Genomic DNA, 23,835 nt, shown 5'->3' with positions numbered 1-23,835 from the left:
GGCACTTGTCGGTGCCTGTTGGCACCATGGTGTGGTGAGCACTGCGTCTTCTCCGGGCCCGCCGCCTGACGCGCTGGCACGGTTCAGCCCGGTCACCCGCGACTGGTTCGTCAGCACCTTTCCCGCGCCCACCGACGCGCAGGCCGCCGCGTGGAACGCGATCGCCGACGGGGACAACACCCTGGTCATCGCGCCGACCGGCTCCGGCAAGACGCTGGCCGCTTTCCTGTGGGCGCTGGACAACCTGGCCCGCACGCCCGAGAGGCCGGCCGGCACCCGGGTGCTGTACGTGTCGCCGCTCAAAGCCCTCGCGGTCGACGTCGAACGCAACCTGCGCACCCCGCTGGCGGGGTTGACCCGCCTGGCGCAGGCACAAGGCCAGCCCCCGCCCGACATCAGCGTGGGCGTCCGGTCCGGTGACACCCCGCCCACGGTCCGGCGCCAACTCATCACCCGTCCGCCCGACGTGTTGATCACCACCCCGGAGTCGCTGTTTCTGATGCTGACCTCCGCGGCGCGCGAAACCCTGGCCGGGGTGCAGACGGTCATCGTCGACGAGATCCACGCCATCGCGGCCACCAAACGCGGCGCACACCTGGCGCTGTCCCTGGAACGCCTCGACGAACTCTCCGACGGGCACCCCGCCCAGCGCATCGGGTTGTCGGCCACCGTGCGTCCACCCGAGGAGCTGGCCCGGTTCCTGTCCGGACATGCCCCCACCACCATCGTGTCCCCGCCGTCGGCCAAGACCGTCGAGCTCTCCGTCCAGGTTCCGGTCCCCGACATGGCCAACCTGGCCGACAACTCCATCTGGCCCGACGTCGAGGCGCGGCTGGTGGACCTGATCGAGACGCACAACTCGACGATCGTGTTCGCCAACTCGCGCCGGCTGGCGGAGCGACTGACCGCGCGGCTCAACGAGATCCACGCCGAGCGACTGGGTATCGCGGAACCCCCGGAGGGGAATCCCAAGGTGGCCGGCGGCGCACCGGCCTACGTCATGGGCAGCGGACAGACGTTCGGCGCCCCCACGCTGCTGGCCCGCGCGCATCACGGCTCGGTCAGCAAGGAGCAGCGCGCCCTGGTCGAGGAGGACCTCAAGAGTGGGCAGCTCAAGGCGGTGGTGGCCACGTCCAGCCTGGAACTCGGCATCGACATGGGCGCGGTCGATCTGGTGATCCAGGTGGAGGCGCCCCCGTCGGTCGCCAGCGGCCTGCAACGCATCGGCCGAGCCGGTCACCAGGTCGGCGAGGTGTCGCGCGGGGTGCTGTTCCCCAAACACCGCACCGACCTGCTCGGTTGCGCGGTCAGCGTGCAACGCATGCTCACCGGCCAGATCGAGACCATGCGGGTGCCCGCCAACCCGCTGGACATCCTGGCCCAGCACACCGTGGCCGCGGCGGCTCTCGAGCCGATCGACGCCGACCGCTGGTTCGACACCGTGCGCCGCAGCGCGCCGTTCGCCACGCTGCCGCGCAGCGTTTTCGAGGCCACCCTGGACCTGTTGTCGGGCAAGTATCCGTCCACCGAGTTCGCCGAACTGCGTCCGCGGCTGGTTTACGACCGCGATCACGGCACGCTGACCGCGCGGCCCGGCGCGCAGCGGCTGGCCGTCACCTCCGGGGGCGCCATCCCCGACCGCGGGCTGTTCACCGTCTACCTCGCCAGCGACTCCGAGAAGTCGTCGCGGGTGGGCGAGCTGGATGAGGAGATGGTCTACGAGTCCCGTCCCGGCGACGTGATCGCGTTGGGTGCCACCAGCTGGCGCATCGTCGAGATCACCCACGACCGAGTGCTGGTGGTTCCCGCCCCGGGGCAGCCCGCCCGGTTGCCGTTCTGGCGCGGTGACGACGTGGGCCGGCCGGCCGAGCTGGGCGCCGCGCTGGGCGCGCTCACCGGGGAGCTGGCCAGCCTGGACCGGGATGCCTTCGGGAAGCGTTGCGCGAGTTGGGGTTTCGACGACTACGCCACCGACAATCTGTGGCGGTTGCTGGACGAGCAGCGCACCGCGACCGGCGTGGTGCCCACCGACAGCACCCTGTTGATCGAACGGTTCCGCGACGAGCTGGGCGACTGGCGGGTGATCCTGCACTCGCCGTACGGGCTGCAGGTGCACGGTCCCCTCGCGCTGGCGGTGGGGCGGCGGTTGCGCGAACGTTATGGTCTCGACGAGAAGCCGACCGCCTCCGACGACGGCATCGTGGTGCGACTGCCCGACACCACCTTCTCCGGTGACGACACCCCGCCCGGGGCCGAGCTGTTCGTCTTCGACCCCGACGAGATCGACCCGATCGTGACCACCGAAGTGGGCGAGTCGGCGCTGTTCGCCTCCCGGTTCCGCGAGTCGGCGGCGCGCGCGCTACTGCTGCCGCGCCGGCATCCGGGCAAACGGTCGCCGCTGTGGCAGCAACGCCAGCGCGCGGCCCAACTGCTGGAGGTTGCGCGCAAGTATCCGGACTTCCCGATCGTGCTGGAAACCGTCCGCGAGTGCCTGCAGGACGTCTACGACGTGCCGACGCTCACTCAGCTGATGGCGCAGATCGCCCAGCGCAAGCTGCGGGTGCTGGAGGCCGAAACCAGCAAGCCCTCGCCGTTCGCCGCGTCGCTGCTGTTCGGGTACGTCGGCGCGTTCATGTACGAGGGCGACGTGCCGCTGGCCGAACGCCGCGCCGCGGCGCTGTCGTTGGACAGCACGCTGCTGGCCGAGTTGCTCGGCCGGGTCGAGCTGCGCGAGTTGCTCGACCCGGAGGTCATCGCCGGCACCGGCCGCCAGCTTCAGCACCTGTCCGAGGACCGGGCCGCGCGCGATGCCGAAGGGGTCGCCGACCTGCTGCGGCTGCTGGGCCCGCTGACCGACGACGAGATCCTCGCGCGGGCCGCGGTGACCGACCGCGCAGCGCTGAACGGATGGCTGGAAGGACTGCTCAGCGCCCGGCGCGCGTTGGTCGTGTCGTTCGCCGGGCGCACTTGGTGGGTCGCGGTGGAGGACATCGGCCGGCTGCGCGACGGCGTCGGGGCGGCGGTACCGGTGGGCCTGCCCGCGGCGTTCACCGAGCAGGTCGCCGACCCGCTGGGCGACCTGCTGGGCCGCTACGCGCGCACGCACACCCCGTTCACGACCGCGCAGGCCGCCGCCCGGTTCGGCCTGGGGCTGCGGGTGACCGCCGACGTGCTGGGCCGGTTGGCCGGCGACGGCCGGCTGGTGCGCGGGGAATTCGTCGACAGCACCGGTGGCCCCGGCGCCGAGCAGTGGTGTGACGCCGACGTGCTGCGCATTCTGCGGCGGCGTTCGCTGGCGGCGCTGCGCGCCCAGGTCGAGCCGGTCAGCACCGCAGCCTACGGCCGGTTCCTGCCGGCCTGGCACCACGTCGGTGACCGGTCGTCGGGGCACGCCGGATTGGACGGTCTGGCGGCCGTCGTGGAGCAGCTGGCCGGCACCCGGATTCCGGCTTCGGCGCTGGAACCGCTGGTGCTGGCTCCGCGGGTGCGGGACTACTCCCCCGCGCTGCTCGACGAGTTGCTCGCCACCGGCGAGGTCACCTGGTCGGGTGCCGGGTCGATCTCGGGCAGCGACGGCTGGATCGCGCTGCACGTGGCGGACTCTGCTGCCCTGACCTTGCCCCCGCCGGCCGAGATCGAACTCACCGACGCGCACCGGGCGATCCTGGACACCCTGTCCGGCGGCGGCGCCTACTTCTTCCGTCAGCTCGCGCAGGGCGGGCACGGCGAGGCCGAGCTCAAATCCGTGCTGTGGGAACTGATCTGGGCCGGCCGGGTCACCGGCGATACCTTCGCGCCGGTGCGGGCACTCCTCGGCGGCAGCGTCGGCGCCCGCAAGCGCTCGGCGCCGGCGCACCGCACCCCGCGCGCGCCGCGGCTGAGCCGGTACAGCGTCGCGCACGCTCAGACCCGGCCTTCCGACCCGACGGTGGCGGGTCGGTGGTCGGCGTTGCCGGCCCCCGAACCGGACTCCACGCTGCGCGCGCATTTCCAGGCCGAGCTGCTCCTCAACCGGCACGGTGTGCTGACCAAGGGCGGCGTTGCCGCCGAGGGGGTGCCAGGCGGCTTCGGCACGCTGTACAAGGTGTTGCGCGCATTCGAGGACGCCGGCCGGTGCCAGCGGGGTTATTTCGTCGAGTCGTTGGGCGGTGCGCAGTTCGCCGTCGCCTCCACCGTCGACCGGTTGCGCAGTTACCTCGACGGGGTCGATCCACAACGGCCCGAGTACCGGGCGGTCGTCTTGGCCGCCGCCGACCCCGCCAACCCCTACGGTGCGGCGCTGCCGTGGCCGAGTGCGCTGAGCGACGGAGCCCGGCCGGGCCGCAAGGCCGGCGCCCTGGTGGTGTTGGTGGACGGCGAATTGGTCTGGTTCCTCGAGCGGGGCGGGCGGTCCCTGCTGACCTTCACCGACGACCCCGGCGCCGGTCATGCGGCGGCGGTGGGGCTGGCCGATCTGGTGGCCTCCCGGCGGGTGGCGTCGATTCTGGTCGAGCGGGTCGACGGGGTGTCGGTGCTCGCGCCCGACGGCCCGGACGCAGTGGTGGCGGCGCTGGCCGAAGCGGGATTCGCCCGCACCCCACGCGGTCTGCGGCTGCGGTAGACGATGCCCGAGGGAGACACGGTCTTTCACACCGCCGACACGCTGCGCCGGCAGCTGCTCGGAAAAACGTTGACGCGCTGCGATATCCGGGTGCCCCGCTTTGCCACCGTCGATCTCACCGGGCAGGTGGTGGACGAGGTGCTCAGCCGGGGCAAGCATCTTTTCATCAGGGTCGGTGCGGCCAGCATTCACTCGCACATGAAGATGGACGGCACCTGGCGGGTCGGGGACAAGCGGCTGCGGGTGGACCACCGGGCACGGATCATCCTGGAAGCCGGCGACATTCGGGCCGTCGGCGTCGACCTGGGCGTGCTGCAGATCCTGGCACGCGACCACGACGCCGACGCCGTCGCCCATCTGGGCCCGGACCTGTTGGGTGAGGACTGGGATCCGCGGCGCGCCGCCGCCAACCTGACCGCGGACCCGGACCGTCCGCTTTCCGAGGCGCTGCTGGACCAGCGGGTGATGGCCGGGGTCGGCAACGTCTACGCCAACGAACTGTGCTTCATCAGCGGCCATCTGCCGACCGCGCCCGTCAGCGCCGTCGCCGACCCCTTAAGGCTCGTTTCGCGTGCACGAGACATGTTGTGGGCCAACCGTTTTCGCTGGAACCGCTGCACCACCGGCGACACCCGAGGCGGGCGACTGATGTGGGTGTACGGGCGGGCGGGGCAGGGTTGCCGGCGCTGCGGAACCCCCATCTCGCAGCAAGATCCACCGGACGGCAGCACCGAACGGGTGCGGTACTGGTGCCCGGTCTGCCAGCGCTGAGTCAGTCCCGGCCGTGGCTCATGAAGAACTCAGCGATCACCTGAGAACCGTCGAACGCACGGGTGGTGGACCCGATCACGGCCTTCGGCAGGTACTGTTTGCCGCCCGGCCAGGTGTGCCCGCCCTTGTCGATCTGGTAGTGGATCACCTCGGTGTCGTCGGCGCAGCCCCGGGAATCGAAGCGGCGCACCACGGTTCCGTCGCCGACGCTGGGTAGTTCCTCGACCCGGGGATTGGCCGGGCAACGGTCCACGGCACGCCACCGGTCGACCATGTCGGCGACCGAGATGGCATGGCTCAACCCGCCGCGACCGCGGACGTCACCGCCGTTGTAGGGCACCACCGCGTCGGCGGTGCCGTGCGCATCCAGCACCGAGACCGGACGCGACGGATTGCACGCCACGCCCACACCCAACGTGCCCGAGATGGGCGCGATCGCGGCGAACAAGTCGGCACGCTCGCACGCCAGCCGGTTGGACATGAAACCACCGTTGGACATGCCGGTGGCGAAGACATGCCCGGTGGGCACGTTGTATTCGTCGCGCAGTTTGGTCACCAGCGTGACCAGGAATCCGACGTCGTCGAGCCGGCGACGATCGGCCGGGGACGCGCCCCGCCCGTCGGCCCAGCTCTTGTCGTAGCCATCGGGATAGACCACCACCAAACCGTTGGAGTCGGCGACGGAGTCGAAGTTGGTCAACCCGCGCTGTCCGGCGCCGGTGCCGCCGCCACCGTGCAGGTTGAGCACCAGGCCGACGGGCGGGCCAGGGGGCACATGCACCAGGTAGGTCCGGTTCAGCGCGCCGTAGCGGAGCATTCCGGCCTGATCGCGGGCCCCGGCAGCGTGAACTTGCCGTTCGCTGCAGCCGACCAGGCTGATCAGGAGAACGGCCGATGAGAGCAGTCGCGCCCACGGCATGGGTTAAAGCTACCGATCACGGCGGGCGCGTCGGCACGGCGGCGGGATGGACACTCAGCCCGCCGACGGCGAGCGCGGGATGAACATCCCCTTCACCTCCAGACCCATGGCCAGGTCTTCGTACTTGGTTTCCTTCCGTTTGCGCCAGCCGCTGCCCGCCGCGATCGGCGGCGCCACCAGCGGCGGCAACATGGGGAACCCGGCGTCTGCGACCTCGCCGGCGGCAAGCGGGGTGGCCGCGGAGGCGAGTTGCACCGGCAGATGCGCGCCGGTGAACACCGCGGTTGCGGCGGGCGGGGCGGACAGGCCGCCCATCGACACCGCGGCGCCCATCGCCGCCGTCGGCTCCGCTGCGGCCACGGCGTCGGCCGCGTCGGACAAGCCGGCCACCGCCCCGCCCAGGGCGGCTTCCCCTTCCGACAGGCCCTCGGCGACATCCGGAGACAGCCCCGCCAGCGCCTGCGCGGAGGTGAACTGCGCGAAGTAGCTGAGCATGTTGATGGGAAACCCCGACGAGACGAACTGATTCAGGTAGGTGTTCGTCAATCCGAACCAGCCCTCGTTGGGGTCGAAGGTTACGCCGACCGCCTGTAGAACCGCGTCGAGTGGGGACACCGGCGGTGCGACGGCCTCGGCGGGTGCAGCCAGAGCCGCGACGGCTGCGGCTGGCGCCGGGGCCGCGGAAGCGGAGGCGGCCTGCACGGCGTCGGCCTGAGCCGCCGTTCCTTCGGGCGTGGTAATCACGGGCGGAGACGAGAACAGCGGCAGCGCGAGAGCCTGAGCGGACGCCGCCTGGTAGCGGTACATCGCCACGGCATTGTTCAGCCACATCCGGTCGTACTGCGCCTCGGTCTCGGCGATGGCCGCGACGTTCCTGCCGAAACCATTGGTGGCCAGCAATTCAGCCAAGTGCAACCGGTTCGCGCGCACCACGGACGGGTGGACGACCGACGACAGCGCGGCGGTGAATGCGCCCGCGGCGACCTGCGCCGAAGAACCCAACTGCAGGCACTGCTGCGCGGTGCCGCGCAGCCAGGCGAGGTAGGGTCCGGCGGCGTCGACCATCGTCGTCAACGACAAGCCATGCCATTCCGCGGCCAGAGCCGACAGCACAGCGGTGTAGCCGGCCGCGTTCTCTTCGAGCTCGGTGCCGAGTCGGTGCCACACCAGCGACGCCTCGATCAACGATTGCGCCCCCGGCCCCGAGTGGATCAGCGCCGAGCTGACCTCCGGCGGCAAAGCAATGAACTCCATAGCACTTCACAATGACAATCGTCGGAGAATTTTGGGAACATTCCGTTAAACAGGCCGGGACAAACCCTAGAACATTGCGGGTCGCCAGGTGCGCCATGGCCTAACTTCGGCCCGAAATCACCGGTCACGCGATGGCATCGATAGCCGTGGTCAAACGCGGCCTGAACTCGTCGGGAACCGGAATGTAGCCGTGGTCCACCAAACCGTCCTGGCCAGTAGCAATCGCGCTGCGCAAAAATGCCCGCACCGCCGCTCCAACCTGGGCATCGGGATACTTCGAGCACACGATCTCGTAGGTCGCCAGCACGATCGGATAGGAGCCGGGCTGGTTCGGCCGGTAGAACGAGATGGTGTCGAAGGCGAGATCGTTGCCCTCACGCAGGAACCAGGCCGCCGAGATCGTCTTGCCCACCGCGTCCGCGCTGATCGCCACCGGTTCGGGTCCGGCCGAGGTGACGACACTGGCCATGCCCAGTTTCCGGGCTTGGGCGAAGGACCATTCGACGTAGCCGATCGACCCGTCGACGTCTTTGACGGTCGCCGCGACGCCGTCGCTACCCCTGACGCCCTCCCCGACACCACCGCGGAATGTCTTGCCGGCACCCTTGCCCCACGCACCGTTGGCCGCGGTGTCCAGATAGCGCTGAAAGTTGTCGGAGGTGCCTGACTCGTCGCTGCGGAAGACGACGTGGATCGCCTTGGCGGGCAGGGCGACCCCGGGGTTGAGTGCGCCGAGTGCGGGGTCGTTCCAGGTGGTGATCAACCCGTTGAAGATCTTGGCCGCGGTCGGCCCGTCCAGGTTCAGCGTTGCCAGACCGTCGACGCGGAAGGCGATGGCGATCGGACCGAACACGACGGGCAGATTCCACGCGGGTGAGCCGCAGCGGTCCTGCGCCCTGGCGTACTCGTCGTTGTTCAGCGGCGAGTCCGACCCGGCGAAATCTGTTTTACTGCTGAGGAATTCGCCGATCCCGACGCCGGATCCGTTGGCGGTGTAGTGCAGCGACTGGCCCGGGCAGGTCGTTTCGAAGGCTTTGGCGAAACGGGTGATGGCGTTCTCCTGCGCGGTGGAACCGCTGGCCGTCAGCGCCGGCTTGCCACCGCACCTGGCCGACGCGCCCCCGTTCGCGGACTGGTTGCGCGCCCCACACGCCGACACCATCGCCGCACCGGCGACCAACACAGCCAACACGGCCCCAAATCGAAAGAGCATCAATTCATTTCCTCGACTGATACTTACCCGGAGCGGTTCGGCTCAGCCAGATGGTAACAACCAACCGCGCCGCCATTCACGCTCGGCGACCGCCGGTGGCATCCGGATTCGACGATTTCAACAGCCGTTCGCGGCGGATTCACAATCCCGACATTTCGCACAATCACCGTCACGCAGAGAAAGCCGTCCGCTCGCTGCAGCGGTTCGTGCGATGATCGCAAATGTAAGCATTGTGTTACGTCACACCCAGCAGGGGAGGTTCGAGCGATGATCACCAGCCGGTTGCGCTCGTTGCTACCCGGCGCCATGCTGTTCGGCTTGGCCGCATTGGTGGCGGCCCCGGCCGCGTATGCCGACGGGGTGGACGGCCAATTCCTGAATGCCCTGCAGACCAAGGGGATCAACTTCACGACGCCGCAGGCGGCGGTCATGGCCGGCCATCACGTGTGTGACGAGCTCGACCTGGGCAGGCCGAAAGGCGATGTCGCCAACGCGCTGAGCAGCAACGGCAACCTGGACGGGTTCCGTGCCGGCTTCTTCGTCGGGCTGAGCATCGCGGCCTACTGTCCCCGGCATCACGCCACGTCCTGACCGCCGGTTCGCGCCGGCCTACCCAAACGTGTTGGCGCCCAGGGATCGTCGGCTGACGAACTCGCGTCGTGTCCCGGTGCGTGGGTCGTCGAACTCGATGCGCTGCGCCAGCAGCTGCAGTGGCGCGCTGAAATCGTCCGGTTCGACGTCGATCACGTTGGGATACAGCGGGTCTCCGATGATCGGCAACCCCAGACCGGCCATGTGCACCCGCAATTGGTGGGTGCGGCCGGTTCGCGGCGTCAATCGGTACCACCCCGGGCTCACCACCTCGACCAACGTTTCGGCGTTGGGCGGACCGGGTTCCGTCACCGCTTGCAGGTGGCCGCGGCGCTTGACGATGCGGCTGCGCAGCACCCGCGGCAACGTTCCGGACACGTCGACCGCCGCGCGCGCCAGGTAGGCCTTGCGCACCCGGCCCTGGGCGAAAAGTGTTTGATAGCAACCTCTCAACTCACGGCGGGCGGTGAACAGCAGCACTCCGGCGGTCAGCCGGTCCAGCCGGTGAGCGGGGCTGAGTTCGGGCAGATCCAGCTCGCGTCGCAGCCGCACCAGCGCGGTCTGGGCGACGTGCCGTCCCCGCGGCATGGTGGACAGGAAGTGAGGTTTGTCGGCGACGACGATGTCGTCGTCCCGGTAGAGCACCGGGATCTCGAACGGTACCGGAACCTCGTCCGGTAGATCGCGGTACAGGTAGACGTGCGCGCCGGCGGGCAGCGTCGTGGTGGGGCCGATCACCGTGCCGTCGGCGTCGACGACTTCGCCGGCGCGGACTTTCGCGCCGGCCGCCGCCCCGAACCGTCTGGTGAGTTCGGCCAGCACCGGCCCGCCGTGCAGCCGTACCCGCGCGGGTCCCAACCCGTCGCGAACCGGCAGGGGCGCAGGTCTCAATTGAGCGGGACGGGCTCGAGGATCTCTGCACGCGCCTCGGGTGCGCTGGCCCGCAACTCGTCGGCGGAGACGTCGTCGGGCTGGGCCTGGGACAGGATCTCGGCCTCCACCCGCGCGGTGTAGTTGGCCACCTCGCGGTCGGTCTGCTCGGCCGACCACCCCAGCACGGGCGCGACCAGCTCCGCCACCTCGCGCGCGCAGTCGACACCGCGATGGGAGTACTCGATGGAGATCCGCATCCGGCGGGCCAGGATGTCCTCGAGGTGCAGGGCGCCCTCGGCCGCGACCGCGTAGAGCGCCTCCACCTTCAGATACCCCGGCGCCTCTTTCAGCGGAGCCAGCAGGCTGGGATCCTTGGCCGCCAACGCCAGGACCTCGTCGATCAGCGAGCCGTAGCGGTCCAGCAGGTGACGCACCCGGTAGGGGTGCAGGCCTCGCATCGCCCCGACGTTCTCGGTCTGGTTGATCAGCGCGAAGTAGCCGTCGGCGCCCATCAGCGGCACCTTCTGGGTGATCGACGGCGCCACTCGGGCCGGGATGAACTCGGCCGCGGCGTCCACGGCGTCGGCCGCCATCACCCGGTAGGTGGTGTACTTGCCGCCCGCGATCGCGACCAGCCCCGGCGCGGGCACCGCGACGGCGTGCTCGCGGGACAGCTTGGACGTCTCCTCGCTCTCCCCGGCCAGCAGCGGCCGCAGCCCGGCGTAGACGCCGTCAATGTCGGCGTGGGTCAGCGGCGTGGCCAGCACCTCGTTGACCGTGCCGAGGATGTAGTCGATGTCGGCCTTGGTGGCCGCCGGGTGCGCCAGGTCGAGGTTCCAGTCGGTGTCGGTGGTCCCGATGATCCAGTGGCTACCCCACGGGATGACGAACATCACCGACTTCTCGGTGCGCAGGATGATCGCGACGTCGCTGACGATGCGGTCCCGGGGCACGACCACGTGCACGCCTTTGGAGGCACGCACCTTGAACCGGCCGCGCTGCTTGGACAGGGCCTGGATCTCGTCGGTCCAGACGCCGGTCGCGTTGATCACCACGTGACCGCGGACCTCGGTGACCTCGCCGTCCTCGGAGTCGCGCACCCGCACGCCGGTGACCCGGTCGCCCTCGCGCAGCAACGCGACCACCTGGGTCGAGGATCGCACCACCGCGCCGTAATGCGCCGCGGTGCGCGCCACGGTCATGGTGTGCCGGGCGTCGTCGACGACGGTGTCGTAGTAGCGGATGCCGCCGATCAGCGAGCTGCGCTTCAGTCCCGGGCTCAATCGCAGGGCTCCGGCTCGTGTGCAATGCTTTTGCGCGGGAACGGATTTCGCGCCGCCCAGGCTGTCGTAGAGGAAGATGCCGGCGGCCATGTAGGGGCGTTCCCACAACCGCTTGGTCAACGGGAACAGGAACGGCAGCGGCTTGACCAGGTGCGGTGCCAGCGTGGTCAGCGAGAGTTCGCGCTCGAAGAGAGCTTCGCGCACCAGCCCGAACTCCAGCTGTTCCAGGTAGCGCAGACCACCGTGGAACATCTTCGACGAGCGACTCGACGTGCCGGAGGCGAAGTCGCGGGCCTCGACCAGCGCCACCTTCAGCCCGCGGGTGGCCGCGTCCAGCGCGCAGCCGGAACCCACCACGCCACCGCCGATGACGACCACGTCGAACTGCTCGGTACCAAGTCGCTCCCACGCCGTCGCGCGCTGTTCGGGTCCGAGAGTCGACGGGGCGGGTTCGTTCTCGATCGGGTTGCTCACGACAACAGACTCCTGTCGGTTACTCGTCAGTAGGCGATGCTCAACCCAGGCTAGTTGCTCGGAGGTCGACGAGTCGTCCTTCAGTCCAGATCGTCGTGGGCCATCAGGCGCCGGGCGGCCTCGGTGATCGAACCGGACAACGACGGGTAGACGGCCAGTGTCTGGGCCAGCTCGTTGACGGTGATCCGGTTGGTGACCGCGACCGCGATGGGCAGGATCAGCTCCGAGGCGATCGGCGCGACCACCACGCCACCGATCACCACGCCGGTGGATTTGCGGCAGAAGATCTTGACGAAACCCTGCCGTATCCCCGACATCTTGGCGCGGGCGTTGGTGTGCAGCGGCAGCATGATGGTGCGGGCGCTGAACTCACCGGCGTCGATCGCCGACTGTGGGACGCCGACGGCGGCGATCTCGGGCCGGGTGAAAACCGTCGCGGCGACCGTGCGCAACCGGATCGGGCTGACGCCCTCGCCCAGCGCGTGATACATCGCGATGCGGCCCTGCATCGCCGCCACCGAAGCCAGCAGCAGCAGGCCGGTGCAGTCGCCGGCGGCGTAAATGCCCGGGACCGAGGTACGCGAGACCCGGTCCACTTTCAGATAGTCGCCGGGGCCGAGCTCGATGCCGACCCGCTCGAGGCCGAGGTGGCTGGTGTTGGGGATCGAGCCGATGGTCATCAGGGCGTGGCTGCCCTCGACGGTGCGGCCGTCGGTCATGGTGACCAGGACGCCGTTTCCGGTCCGCTTGACCGACTCGGCGCGGGCGTTCTTGAACAGCCGCACCCCGCGTTCGGCGAACGACTCCTCCAGCACTGCGGCGGCGTCGGCGTCCTCGTAGGGCAGCACCCGGTCGCGGCTGGCGGCCACCGTCACCGGCACACCCAGCTCGGTGTAGGCGTGCACGAACTCGGCGCCGGTGACTCCGGAGCCCACCACGATCAGGTGTTCGGGGAGCTCATCGAGGTCGTAGAGCTGCCGCCAGGTCAGGATGCGTTCGCCGTCCGGCTTGGCCGACGGCAGGATCCGGGGGCTGGCACCGGTGGCGATCAGCACCACGTCGGCTTCGTGCTCGGTGACGGTGCCGTCCGCCGCGGTGGCTTGCAGACGGTGCCGGGCCAACCCGGGCGTCGGGTCGATCAGCTCCCCGCGCCCGGCGATGAGGTGCACGCCCACGCTGCGCAGTTGCGCGGCGATGTCGGCGGACTGGTCGGCGGCCAGGTTCTTGACGCGGGCGTGGATCTGGGGCAACAGGATCCTGGCGTCGTCGATGTCGATGTCGAAGCCCAGCCGCGGCGCCTGGCGCAGCTCGGTGCGCAGCCAGGTGGACGCGATGAACGTCTTGGACGGCACACAGTCGTCCAGCACGGCCGCGCCGCCGATGCCGTCGGAGTCGATGATGGTGACGTCGACGTCGGGGCGGGCATTGGCGGCCACCAGGGCCGCTTCGTATCCGGCCGGGCCTCCACCGAGGATCACGATGCGGGTCGCCACAGCCACCAAACCTAGCGTTTAAGCTTTCCCCGTGCCGCTCTACGCCGCCTACGGGTCGAACATGCATCCCGAGCAGATGCTCAAGCGCGCACCCCATTCGCCGATGGCCGGAACCGGCTGGTTGCCGGGATGGCGGCTGACGTTCGGCGGGGAGGACATCGGCTGGGAGGGAGCTTTGGCCACGGTGGTCGAGGATCCCGGTTCGCGGGTGTTCGTCGTGCTCTACGACATGACGCCGGCCGACGAGATGAACCTGGACCGCTGGGAAGGTTCCGAGTTCGGCGTGCACAAGAAGATCCGTTGCCGCGTGCAGCGGGAGTCGTCGGACACCGACATCGACCCGGTGCTGGCGTGGCTATATGTGCTGGACGCCTGGGAAGGCGGGTTGCCGTCGGCGCGCTATCTGGGCGTGATGGCCGACGCTGCCGAAATCGCCGGGGCGCCCGCGGATTACGTGCACGACCTGCGCACCCGCCCGGCCCGCAATATCGGCCCGGGGACACCTACTTAGCTGGTTGCCTTTTGCGCCCGAGCGTCCTCATATGTACGGCAAATGCCGCAATTCCCGGCATTTTGGGGACGCTCGGCGCCCTAAGCGGCTCGACAAAGTCGCGCGTTGAGGCGTTGGACGAGTCGGGCGGGGTGACACCTGACGACGCCGCCTTGTGCGTTGAGCAGGTGACAGAGCTCGGGATGCACGCGGCTTATCGTCGGCAACTAGAAGCGACCCGACAATTCACCTGCCGAGGGTCCTCAAAATGTCAGAAATACGACGCTCTGGCGTGCATATGGGCGCGCTCGCCCGATCAGCAGATAGCCGACTGCTCGATGATGTTCACCATCAACCGCACCCCGATCGCCAGCGCCCGCTCGTCGAGGTCGAAGTTCGGCTGATGCAGGTCCAACTGCGGACCCTCCCCCGACCACACCCCCAGCCGCGCCATCGCGCCGGGAATCTCTTCGAGGTACCAGGAGAAGTCCTCGCCGCCGCCGGACTGCCGGGTGTCGGCCAGCACGTCGGGGCCGACGGCTTCGATGGCGTGCATCAGGATGCGCGTCGAGACGTCCTCGTTGACCACCGGCGGCACACCGCGGCGGTACTGCAGCGTGTGCTCGATGGCCAGCGGCGACAGCAGACCCGCGACGGCCTCGCGGATGATCGCTTCGAGGTCGACCCAGGTCTGCCGGCTGGCCGTGCGCACCGTGCCCGCCAGCACGCCGGACTGCGGAATGGCGTTGGGCGCGTTGCCCGCATTGACCGCTCCCCACACCAGCACGGTGCTGTTGCGCGGGTCGATGCGCCGCGACAGCACCCCCGGCAGCCCGGTGATCACCGTGCCCAGCCCGTAGACGAGGTCGGCGGTCAGGTGCGGACGCGAGGTGTGCCCACCCGGCGAATACAGCGTGATCTCGATCTGGTCGGCCGCCGACGTGATGGGTCCGAGCCGGACGGCGACCTTGCCGACTTCCAGCCGCGGATCACAATGCAGCGCGAAGATCCGCGACACCCCGGTCAGCGCGCCGGCGGCGATCGCATCGATCGCTCCACCGGGCATCAGTTCCTCGGCCGCCTGGAAGATCAGCCGCACCCCGACCGGCAGCTCGGGCACCGACGCCAGCGCCAGCGCGGTGCCGAGCAGGATCGAGGTGTGCGCGTCATGACCGCAGGCGTGTGCGACATTCTGCATCGTCGAGGCGTACGGCGCACCGGTCCGCTCGGTCATCGGCAGCGCGTCCATATCGGCGCGCAAAGCGATCCGGGGCTGATGCTCAGGACCGAAATCGCAGGTCAGGCCGGTCCCACCGGGAAGCACCTTCGGATTCAGACCGGCGTCGGCCAGCCGCTCGGCGACGAACTGCGTGGTGGCGAACTCCTGACGACCCAGTTCCGGGTAGCGGTGGATGTGTCGCCGCCAGGCGACCAGGTCGTCGTAGTGTGCGGCCAACCAGGATTCGGCGCTGTCGACCAGGCTCATGCCCTGCGCTCCTGTGCGGCCAGTACCCGGTCGCGCTGGGCGGGATCCGCGGCCAACGCAACCACCGTGCGCGCCAACATGATTGCGCCGTCGACCACTGCCCGGTCGGCGCTGGGACCCGCGGCCGCGGCGGTGAAGGCACGTTGGTGGACGGTGGCCCCGCCGGCATCGACCCCGATGATCGGATGAATACCCGGCATCACCTGCGTCACGTTGCCCATGTCGGTGCTGCCCAACGGCAACCCGGCTTCGACGGAGGCCGGCACCGGGTCGCGGCCCAGGCGCAGCATCTCGCTGCGGCACACGTCGGCCAGCCACTCGTCGGGCTTCAATTCCGCGTAGGCCGGGCCGGCCTCGTCGATGTCGTATTCACAGCCGGCGGCCAGTGCGCCCGCGGCAAAGCAGGAGTACGCCCTGCCCTCCAGTTCGCGCAGCGAGTCCGATTCGACCGCGCGCATGGCATACCGCAACGTCGCCTGTCCCGGGATGACGTTGACCGCCTGCCCGCCGTCGGTGACGATGCCGTGCACGAGTTGCCCGGGGGCCAGCTGCTGACGCAGTAGCCCGATCGCCACCTGTGCGACGGTCGCCGCGTCGGCGGCGTTGACCCCGAGGTGCGGCGCGACGGCGGCGTGCGACTCCTTGCCCCGGTACCGCACGGTGACTTCGGAAAGGGCCAGCGACCGCGCTCCGGCGATGTCGGTGGGACCGGGGTGCACCATGACGGCCACCGCGACGTCGTCGAACGCCCCGGCCCGCAGCATCAGCTCCTTGCCGCCGCCGGACTCCTCGGCCGGAGTGCCCAGCAACGCCACCGTCAGGCCGAGCTCGTCGGCAACCTCGGCCAGCGCCAACGCGGTGCCCACACCCGAGGCAGCGATGATGTTGTGACCGCACGCATGGCCGATGTCGGGCAGCGCGTCGTACTCCGCGCAAACCCCGACGACCAGCGGTCCGCTGCCGAAGTCGGCGCGAAACGCGGTGTCCAGCCCGGCGACCGCGCTGATCTCGAAGCCGCGCTGGGCAACCAGCTCTTTGGCCTTGGCGCAGCTGCGGTGCTCGCCGAACGCCAGCTCCGGTTCGGCGTGGATGGCGTGCGACAACTCGACCAGGTCGGAACTCCGCTGCCGCACCGACGCCTCGACGCTGTCCAGTGGGTTGCGTGCGGGCATCTTGGCAGTATCTCATCGCCTAAGCTCGCCGAGTGTGACCAGCCTGATGCCCGATCCCGACGACATCGCTGCGCGGGCCGCGCTGGTTATCGCCGAACGCACCGGGATCGCCGAGCATGGCGTCGCCGTGGTGCTGGGGTCGGGATGGGCGCCGGCGATCGCGGCACTGGGTTCCCCGACGGCCGCGCTGCCCCAGGCCGAGGTGCCCGGATTCGCGCCGCCGCGCGCGGCAGGGCATGCCGGCGAGTTGTTGTCGGTGCCCGTCGGCGCGCACCGGGTGCTGGTGCTGGCCGGCCGGATCCACGCCTACGAGGGCCACGACCTGCAGCACGTGGTGCACCCGGTCCGGGCGGCGTGCGCGGCAGGGGCACGGATCGTGGTGCTGACCAACGCCGCCGGGGCTTTGCGATCAGACCTTCGCGTCGGGCAGCCGGTGCTGATCAGTGACCACCTGAACCTCACCGCCCGCTCACCGCTGGTCGGCGCCCAGTTCGTCGACCTGACCGACGCCTACGCGCCGCGACTGCGGGCGCTGGCCCGCGAATGTGACGCGGAGCTGGCCGAGGGTGTGTATGCCGCGCTGCCGGGTCCGCATTACGAGACACCGGCCGAGATCCGGATGCTGCGGGTGCTGGGCGCGGACCTGGTGGGCATGTCGACCGTGCACGAGACCATCGCGGCGCGGGCGGCCGGGGCCGAGGTGCTGGGGCTCTCGCTGGTGACGAATTCGGCGGCCGGCATCACCGGTGCGCCGCTGAGCCACGCCGAGGTGCTGGCCACCGGTGCAGCGTCGGCGGCCCGGATGGGTTCGCTGCTGGCCGAGGTGATCAACAGGTTCCAGTGAATCCCCCTTGAATCCCGATGCCTGGATCGCCCACGATCCCGACCCGCAGACGGCCGCCGAACTGGCCGCCTGTGATCCCGACGAGCTGGCGGCGCGGTTCGCCCGCCCGCTGACCTTCGGCACCGCCGGGCTGCGCGGACCGGTGCGCGGCGGGCCGGACGCGATGAATGTCGCCGTGGTGTTGCGTGCCAGCTGGGCACTGGCGCAGACGAGCGAGGGCACCGGAACGATGGTGGTGGGCCGCGATGCCCGGCACGGATCGGCGGCGTTTGCCAACGCCGCGGCAGAAGCCATTGCCGCGCAAGGATTTTCGGTGCTGATGTTCCCCGAACCGGTGCCGACGCCGCTGGTCGCCTTCGCGGTACGCGCAACCGGCGCGGTCGCCGGGGTCCAGATCACCGCCTCGCACAATCCCGCCACCGACAACGGGTACAAGGTGTATCTCGACGGCGGGGTGCAGATCGTCTCCCCTACCGATCGGCGGATCGAGGCGGCGATGACCGCCGCGCCGCCGGCCGACCAGATCGCCCGCACCCCCGTCGCACCCGCGGACACCGATCTTCGAGAGCGCTACATCCAGCGCGCCGCTGCCGTGCGTCGCGGCAGCGGCGGCGTGCGGGTGGCGTTGACGCCGATGCACGGGGTGGGCGGGGCGCTGGCCATCGAAACGTTGCGGCGCGCCGGTTTCGACGATATCCACACCGTGGCAACGCAATTCGCGCCCGATCCCGACTTCCCCACCGTCGCCTTCCCCAACCCGGAGGAGCCGGGGGCGACCGATGCCCTGCTTGCGCTGGCCGCCGACGTCGACGCCGACGTCGCGATCGCGCTGGATCCCGACGCCGACCGCTGCGCCGTGGGAATAACGGGGCCGTCCGGCTGGCGGATGCTCTCCGGCGACGAAACCGGTTGGCTGCTCGGCGATTACATCCTTTCGCAACCCGCCGCGCAGCCGCGCACCGTGGCCAGCACCGTGGTGTCCTCCCGCATGCTGGCCGCGATCGCCGCGCACCACGGCGCGCGCCACGTCGAAACCTTGACCGGGTTCAAGTGGCTGGCCCGCGCCGACGCCGACCGCCCAGGAAGCCTGGTCTATGCCTACGAAGAAGCGATCGGGCACTGCGTCGACCCGGACGCCGTGCGCGACAAGGACGGCATCAGCGCCGCGGTGCTGTTCTGCGACCTGGTCGCGGCGTTGGGAGACCGCACGGTGGCCGACGCGCTGGACGACCTCGCCCGCCGCCACGGCGTGCACGAGGTGGCCGCGGTGCCGCGCCGGGTCGCCAATACCGACGAGGCCGCGGCCCTGATGCGCCGACTGCGCGAGTCACCGCCGGCGGGTTTCGACATGACCGACATCACCGATGCCCTGATCTTCACCCGCGGTGAGGCCGACGCGAGAACCCGGGTCGTGGTGCGACCGTCGGGCACCGAACCAAAACTGAAGTGCTATCTAGAGATTCGCTGCGCACCGACGGCAGACCTGGACGTGGCCCGTGCCCGCGCGCGGGCGCTGCGGGACCGACTCGTGGCAGACGTCGAAAAGTGGTGACTCAGCGAGGCCCGAACTGGCGGTCGCCCGCGTCGCCCAATCCCGGCACGATATAAGCGATCTCGTTGAGCCCGTCGTCGACGGCCGCGGTGAACAGCCGCGCGTTCGGCGCCGCTTCCGCCAGTGCCGCAATGCCTTCCGGAGCGGCGACCACACAGAGCACGGTGATGTCGTGAGCACCGCGCTCTTGCAGCAGACCCACGGTGTGCACCAGGGATCCCCCGGTGGCCAGCATCGGGTCGAGCACCATGACCGGTAGCTCGGACAGGTCGTCGGGCAGCGACGCGAGGTAGGGCACCGGACGGGCGGTCTGCTCGTCCCGAGCGACACCGACGAACCCGACGTGCGCTTCCGGCAACATCGCATGCGCCTCGGTGACCATGCCCAGACCGGCGCGCAGCACCGGCACCAGCAACGGCGACCGGGCCAACCGCATCCCCGTCGTCTCGGCCAGCGGCGTGCGGATCGGTACCGGTTCAGTCGGCGCGTCCCGGGTGGCCTCGTAGATCAAGGCCAAGGTCAGTTCACGCAGGGCGGCGCGAAACGCGACGTTGTCGGTGCGTTCGTCCCGCAACGTGGTGAGCCGGGCCGCGGCCAACGGGTGATCGACGACGTGCACGTCCACGAACGGTGACCATATATAACGATCCGGTTCAGCGGGCGATTTCGTCGCCGAGGGGGGTCTGGCCCGCCCATATACTCCGGGCATGCGAGCGTCCAGACAGCGCCTGACCAGGGTTTTCTGTGTCCTGGCGGCGTTGGCGGCGATGGTGTTGGCCAGCCCCGGGACCCGCATAGCCCTCACCGCGGCGACCCTGCCGAGCTTCGCCCACGTGGTGATCGTGGTGGAGGAGAACCGCTCGCAGGCCAACATCATCGGCAACAAGACGGCGCCGTTCATCAACGCACTCGCCGCCAATGGCGCGATGATGGCCCAGTCGTTCGCCGAGACCCATCCCAGCGAACCGAACTACCTGGCGATGTTCGCCGGCAGCACGTTCGGGTTGACCAAGGACAGTTGTCCGGTCGAAGTCGGCGCCCAACCGAACCTGGCGACCGGGTTGCTGGCCGCGGGACGCACTTTCGGCGGCTACTCCGAGGATTTGCCCGCCGTGGGTTCGACGGTCTGCGGAGCCGGCAAGTACGGGCGCAAGCACGTGCCGTGGGTGAACTTCAGCAACGTGCCGCCGACGGTGTCGGTGCCGTTCTCGGCGTTCCCGCAACCCGGCAACTACGCGAGTCTGCCCACGGTGTCGTTCGTCATCCCGAACAACGACAACAACATGCACGACGGGTCGATCGCCCAGGGCGACGCCTGGCTGAACACTCACCTGGCCGCCTACGCGAACTGGGCCAAGGCCAACAACAGCCTGCTGATCGTGACGTGGGACGAGGACGACGGCGGTCCCCGCAATCAGATCCCGACGGTGTTCTACGGCGCACACGTCCGCCCCGGCACCTACAACGAAACGATCAGCCACTACAACGTGCTGTCCACCCTCGAGGAGATGTACGGGCTGCCCAAAACGGGTTACGCGGCCAATGCTCCCGTCATCGCAACTATTTGGGGCGGGTAAGCGGCAACGGGCCGGGTCGCTATTGTGTGCCGCATGGCTGCTGACCTCGTGCCCATCCGCCTGAGCCTGTCCGAAGGTGACCATTACACGCTGTGGGCGCCCCGCTGGCGCGACTCCGGGGACGAGTGGGAGGCGTTCCTGGGCAAGGACGAGGACCTCTACGTTTTCGACGACGTTGCCGACCTGGTTGCCTTCGTGCGCAGCGACACCGACAACGACCTGGTCGATCACCCGGCGTGGAAAGGCGTCACCGAGGCCCACGCGCAGAAGCTGGAGCCGGCTGAGGACAAGCGGTTCGACCTGGTTGCCGTCGAGGAGCTGGTGGCCGAGAAGCCGACCGAGGAGTCGGTGCAGGCACTGGCGGGCGCGCTGGCGATCGTGTCGTCCATCGGATCGGTGTGCGAATTGCCGGCGATCTCGAAGTTCTTCAACGGCAACCCGAGCCTGGGCACGGTGTCCGGCGGTATCGGGCACTTCACCGGCAAGGCCGGCCAGAAGCGCTGGAACACGATCGGCGAGGTGATCGCGCGCAGCTGGGACGACGTGCTCAAGGCCCTCGACGACGTCGTCAGCACACCCGAGGTCGACGAGAAGCTGTCGGCCAAGGCCGCCGACGAGCTCGAAGAGGAAATCGAAGAGGAAGAGTCGGCCGAAGAGGCCGAGGCTGAGGCGGAGCCCGAGCCCGAGTCCGAGTCCGAGTCATCCGAGTCCGACAAAACCGAATCCGACGAGTCCGAATCCGACCAGGACGACGAGGACGACGAGGACGAAGGCCGCGCCGAAGGCGACACCGTCATCCTGGGCGGCGCCGACGATTTCTGGGCCGAGGTCGGCATCGACCCGATCCGGATCATGACCAGTTCCGGGACCTTCTACACGTTGCGCTGCTACCTCGACGAGCAGCCCATCTTCCTGGGCCGCAATGGCCGGATCAGCGTGTTCACCTCCGAGCGTGCGCTGGCCCGTTATCTGGCCGACGAGCACGACCACGACCTGTCGGACCTGGCCACCTACGACGACATCCGCACCGCCGCCACCGACGGCTCCTTGAAGGTCGACATCACCGACGAGAACGTCTACGTGCTCAGCGGCCTGGCCGACGACTTCGCCGACGGCCCGGAAGCGGTGGACCGTGAGCAACTCGACCTGGCCGTCGAACTGCTGCGCGACGTCGGTGACTATTCCGAGGAGAGCACCGTCAACAAGGCGCTGGAGCCGGGCAAGCCGCTGGGCAAGCTTATCGCCTACGTGCTGGAGCCGGACTCGGTCGGCAAACCCGCGGGGCCGTATGCCTCGGCGGTGCGGGCGTGGGAGAAGTTGGAGTCGTTCGTGGACTCGCGACTGCGGCGCGAATAGCGGCGGCCGCGCAATCCCACCTTCGATCCACCTGCCATTTGCGCTTGCGGGATTTCCTGTTCGCTATTTAGATATCGCTGGCACACGCGGCGAGAACCGCGTCCCAGTCCTCGATGTTGAAATGGCCTTTGCCCGGCGACCAGTGCAAGTCGGCGGCAGGAATCGTGCGCTCAAGATACTCAGCGATGGCGCCCGGGATGAACGTGTCGCGATCGCCCTGCCAAATGTGGGTCGGAACCGCCACTTCGTCCACCCCGAAGCCCCACGGGCGGTACAAGAGGAACGTCTCATACGCGGGGCCGCGCCCACCCTGACGGAACGCCTCCTGCAAGATGGCACGGAAGTGCCGTAGGAACAGTTCAGCGCGCGTGTGTTCGTGGTCGGTGTCGGGCAGCGACGACGTGACCAACCGGGTGAACAGCCCCGGGCGGTATCTGGCGCACCAGCCGAGCGGAGCGTAAGCGGCAGCAAAGGGCCGTGGTCCGTACCGCGCCAGGCGCGCATTGAGACGGTCAGTCGAATTGAGACTTCGTCTGATCTCCCGTGTCGCCAGCGGACCCCAAGGTCCAAGCGCACCAATGAATTTCAGCCGTTCCTGCGGGATCAGCGCGCCGCAGGCGAACAGGTGCGGTCCAGCGCCGGAATGCCCGATAACACCGAAATCGTCCACGCCGAGGCCGTCGGCCAGCGCGCACACATCGGCCGGCCAGTCCAGGAAGGTGCGACCACGCTGGAAGGTCGACCGTCCGAACCCGGGACGGTCGACCGCGATCAGCCGGAAGCCGTGCCGCTGCGCGGCGCCATCGGCAAGGACACCTTCCAGCCGACAACTCGGGGTGCCGTGGAAATAGAACACGGGGTAGCCGACGGGGTCGCCGCACTCCAGGTAGGCCAGCGTGCGTCCGTCGGGCAACGGGAACACGGTGGCTTCGTCGGACCGGATATGTTCTGGCAGCTGCACATCAGCGATGTTATTCACTGGCCGACCGCGCAGACGACGTGACTAACCGAATAGCACAGAGAATAAAGTGAGCAACGGCTGCGGGATAGCCGGAAAAATAAAGTTGGCCGTGAAAACGAATAACAAAAGTAGCGCGATGATGGAGAGTAGGGCCACGCCCCCGAGGAATGCGACCAAAGCCGGATTGACCACATATAGCCAGCTGGCAAACTCGCCGAATATTTGTATTGATTGAGTCCAGAAGGCTCCGGCAAGCTGGCCGAACACCGCTGCGATCGGCGACAGCAGCCCCGCCGCGCCAGCGGCCTCGGCGGTCGCGTACGCGCCGGCACTTTCGGTCAAATGCTGCACGAACTGTTCGTGATACGCCGCCGCCGCCCCGGCCACTTTCTGATAGTCCGCGCCCTGCTGCGAGAACATCTGCGCGATGCCCTCCGACACCTCATCGGCCGCCGCGGGAGCGATCGCCAGCGTCGGAGCCGCCGCATCGAGGTGCGCCGCCTCGAGTGCCGAACCGATGGCCGCCAAATCCGTTGCCGCCGCCTCTACCAGGTCCGGCGCCACCATTACCTGCGACATGTCGCCCTCCAGCAAAGCTCTGATCCTCGCGCTACCGTCCCACGGCTGCTCACTCGCGAATTGAGTAGCCGGGTACTCGACTTCTCAGTGCGCTATGGGCCCGTCCGGAGCTGCCGGCGCGTAGCAGGATGGCCACCGGATGCGTTGCCACCGCATCGACCCGCTAGAGGCGGTACATGGCGCGGGACATGGCAGCATCTTCGAGGTACACGTAACGCTTGGAGTCGTTCGCCCGCGGGCGGTTGCGCCGCTCGGACGGGGTGGCTTTGCGGCCGAAGGTCGCGGTACGGGGCAAGTGCTTCATGTCAGTCTCCTTGGGGAGTAGCCGGGGAATTCCGGACAACTCG

19 protein-coding genes and 1 pseudogene are annotated in these 23,835 nt (G+C 69.1%); 8 read left to right on the top strand and 12 right to left on the bottom strand.

The window, feature by feature from the left end; genetic code table 11:
* Positions 1-34: 34 nt before the first annotated feature.
* Both AC5Y4D_RS08730 and nei2 read left to right on the top strand, forming a co-directional pair.
* Complete coding sequence (locus AC5Y4D_RS08730) at positions 35-4,600, top strand: ATP-dependent helicase (protein WP_500036953.1); 4,566 nt, start codon at positions 35-37, stop codon at positions 4,598-4,600.
* 3 nt (positions 4,601-4,603) lie between these two features.
* Complete coding sequence (gene nei2 / locus AC5Y4D_RS08725; RefSeq protein WP_500036952.1) at positions 4,604-5,371, top strand: endonuclease VIII Nei2; 768 nt, start codon at positions 4,604-4,606, stop codon at positions 5,369-5,371.
* Between the two features lies 1 nt (position 5,372).
* On the opposite strand, the gene AC5Y4D_RS08720 is transcribed toward nei2, so the two are convergent.
* The 3 genes from AC5Y4D_RS08720 to pstS all read right to left on the bottom strand — a co-directional run bounded on the left by AC5Y4D_RS08720 (position 5,373) and on the right by pstS (position 8,760).
* On the bottom strand, positions 5,373-6,290 hold the full coding sequence (locus tag AC5Y4D_RS08720; RefSeq protein WP_499941691.1) for a CE1 family esterase: 918 nt from the start codon (positions 6,288-6,290) through the stop codon (positions 5,373-5,375).
* 54 nt (positions 6,291-6,344) lie between these two features.
* On the bottom strand, positions 6,345-7,544 hold the full coding sequence (locus tag AC5Y4D_RS08715) for a PPE family protein (RefSeq protein WP_500036951.1): 1,200 nt from the start codon (positions 7,542-7,544) through the stop codon (positions 6,345-6,347).
* A gap of 124 nt (positions 7,545-7,668) precedes the next feature.
* Positions 7,669-8,760, bottom strand: a complete 1,092-nt coding sequence (gene pstS, locus AC5Y4D_RS08710; RefSeq protein ID WP_500036950.1) for a phosphate ABC transporter substrate-binding protein PstS — start codon at positions 8,758-8,760, stop codon at positions 7,669-7,671.
* Between the two features lie 264 nt (positions 8,761-9,024).
* Here pstS and AC5Y4D_RS08705 point away from each other — a divergent pair, with 264 nt between their 5' ends.
* Complete coding sequence (locus AC5Y4D_RS08705; RefSeq protein ID WP_500036949.1) at positions 9,025-9,348, top strand: DUF732 domain-containing protein; 324 nt, start codon at positions 9,025-9,027, stop codon at positions 9,346-9,348.
* 18 nt (positions 9,349-9,366) lie between these two features.
* Here the strand turns inward: AC5Y4D_RS08705 and AC5Y4D_RS08700 are convergent, their stop codons facing one another.
* The 3 genes and pseudogenes from AC5Y4D_RS08700 to AC5Y4D_RS08690 all read right to left on the bottom strand — a co-directional run.
* Positions 9,367-10,239, bottom strand: a complete 873-nt coding sequence (locus AC5Y4D_RS08700) for a pseudouridine synthase (protein ID WP_500036948.1) — start codon at positions 10,237-10,239, stop codon at positions 9,367-9,369.
* Positions 10,236-11,978: a glycerol-3-phosphate dehydrogenase/oxidase gene (locus AC5Y4D_RS08695; RefSeq protein ID WP_499941902.1), complete on the bottom strand. Its 1,743-nt coding sequence runs from the start codon at positions 11,976-11,978 to the stop codon at positions 10,236-10,238. Before AC5Y4D_RS08695 ends, AC5Y4D_RS08700 begins: the two co-directional genes overlap by 4 nt.
* An 18-nt stretch (positions 11,979-11,996) precedes the next feature.
* Positions 11,997-13,471: pseudogene (locus tag AC5Y4D_RS08690) on the bottom strand (NAD(P)H-quinone dehydrogenase); the annotation flags it as partial.
* Between the two features lie 31 nt (positions 13,472-13,502).
* Between AC5Y4D_RS08690 and AC5Y4D_RS08685 the strand changes: the two are divergent.
* Positions 13,503-13,982, top strand: a complete 480-nt coding sequence (locus AC5Y4D_RS08685; RefSeq protein ID WP_499941681.1) for a gamma-glutamylcyclotransferase family protein — start codon at positions 13,503-13,505, stop codon at positions 13,980-13,982.
* Between the two features lie 295 nt (positions 13,983-14,277).
* On the opposite strand, the gene AC5Y4D_RS08680 is transcribed toward AC5Y4D_RS08685, so the two are convergent.
* Both AC5Y4D_RS08680 and AC5Y4D_RS08675 read right to left on the bottom strand, forming a co-directional pair.
* Positions 14,278-15,447 carry a M20 family metallopeptidase gene (locus tag AC5Y4D_RS08680; protein ID WP_499941679.1) on the bottom strand — a complete coding sequence of 390 codons (1,170 nt, stop codon included), beginning with the start codon at positions 15,445-15,447 and terminating at the stop codon, positions 14,278-14,280.
* Positions 15,444-16,619, bottom strand: a complete 1,176-nt coding sequence (locus AC5Y4D_RS08675) for a M20 family metallopeptidase (RefSeq protein WP_499941678.1) — start codon at positions 16,617-16,619, stop codon at positions 15,444-15,446. Before AC5Y4D_RS08675 ends, AC5Y4D_RS08680 begins: the two co-directional genes overlap by 4 nt.
* 46 nt (positions 16,620-16,665) lie before the next feature.
* Here AC5Y4D_RS08675 and AC5Y4D_RS08670 point away from each other — a divergent pair, with 46 nt between their 5' ends.
* A complete protein-coding gene (locus tag AC5Y4D_RS08670) occupies positions 16,666-17,463 on the top strand; it encodes a purine-nucleoside phosphorylase (protein ID WP_499941900.1) in 798 nt (265 codons plus the stop codon).
* A 7-nt stretch (positions 17,464-17,470) separates the two neighbouring features.
* Positions 17,471-19,015, top strand: coding sequence for a phospho-sugar mutase (locus tag AC5Y4D_RS08665; protein ID WP_499941676.1), 1,545 nt, complete (start codon positions 17,471-17,473; stop codon positions 19,013-19,015).
* A gap of 1 nt (position 19,016) precedes the next feature.
* Here the strand turns inward: AC5Y4D_RS08665 and upp are convergent, their stop codons facing one another.
* A complete protein-coding gene (upp, locus tag AC5Y4D_RS08660) occupies positions 19,017-19,640 on the bottom strand; it encodes a uracil phosphoribosyltransferase (protein WP_499941674.1) in 624 nt (207 codons plus the stop codon).
* 82 nt (positions 19,641-19,722) lie between these two features.
* Here upp and AC5Y4D_RS08655 point away from each other — a divergent pair, with 82 nt between their 5' ends.
* Positions 19,723-20,592, top strand: coding sequence for an alkaline phosphatase family protein (locus tag AC5Y4D_RS08655; protein WP_499941672.1), 870 nt, complete (start codon positions 19,723-19,725; stop codon positions 20,590-20,592).
* Between the two features lie 33 nt (positions 20,593-20,625).
* The gene (gene satS, locus AC5Y4D_RS08650) at positions 20,626-21,948 is read left to right on the top strand and encodes a protein export chaperone SatS (protein WP_499941670.1); all 1,323 of its coding nucleotides are present in this window, start codon (positions 20,626-20,628) and stop codon (positions 21,946-21,948) included.
* A 67-nt stretch (positions 21,949-22,015) separates the two neighbouring features.
* Here the strand turns inward: satS and AC5Y4D_RS08645 are convergent, their stop codons facing one another.
* The 3 genes from AC5Y4D_RS08645 to AC5Y4D_RS08635 all read right to left on the bottom strand — a co-directional run bounded on the left by AC5Y4D_RS08645 (position 22,016) and on the right by AC5Y4D_RS08635 (position 23,792).
* Entirely contained in the window at positions 22,016-22,903 is an 888-nt protein-coding gene (locus AC5Y4D_RS08645; protein ID WP_499941898.1) for an alpha/beta fold hydrolase, read from the bottom strand.
* A 48-nt stretch (positions 22,904-22,951) separates the two neighbouring features.
* A complete protein-coding gene (locus tag AC5Y4D_RS08640) occupies positions 22,952-23,503 on the bottom strand; it encodes a PE family protein (protein WP_499941668.1) in 552 nt (183 codons plus the stop codon).
* A gap of 148 nt (positions 23,504-23,651) precedes the next feature.
* Positions 23,652-23,792 (bottom strand): hypothetical protein, encoded by a 141-nt coding sequence (locus AC5Y4D_RS08635; RefSeq protein WP_499941667.1) that lies wholly within the window; start codon positions 23,790-23,792, stop codon positions 23,652-23,654.
* Positions 23,793-23,835 lie beyond the last annotated feature (43 nt).

The organism is Mycobacterium sp. NGS67, assembly GCF_059812185.1.
This window is presented reverse-complemented; position numbering and strand designations above follow the sequence as displayed.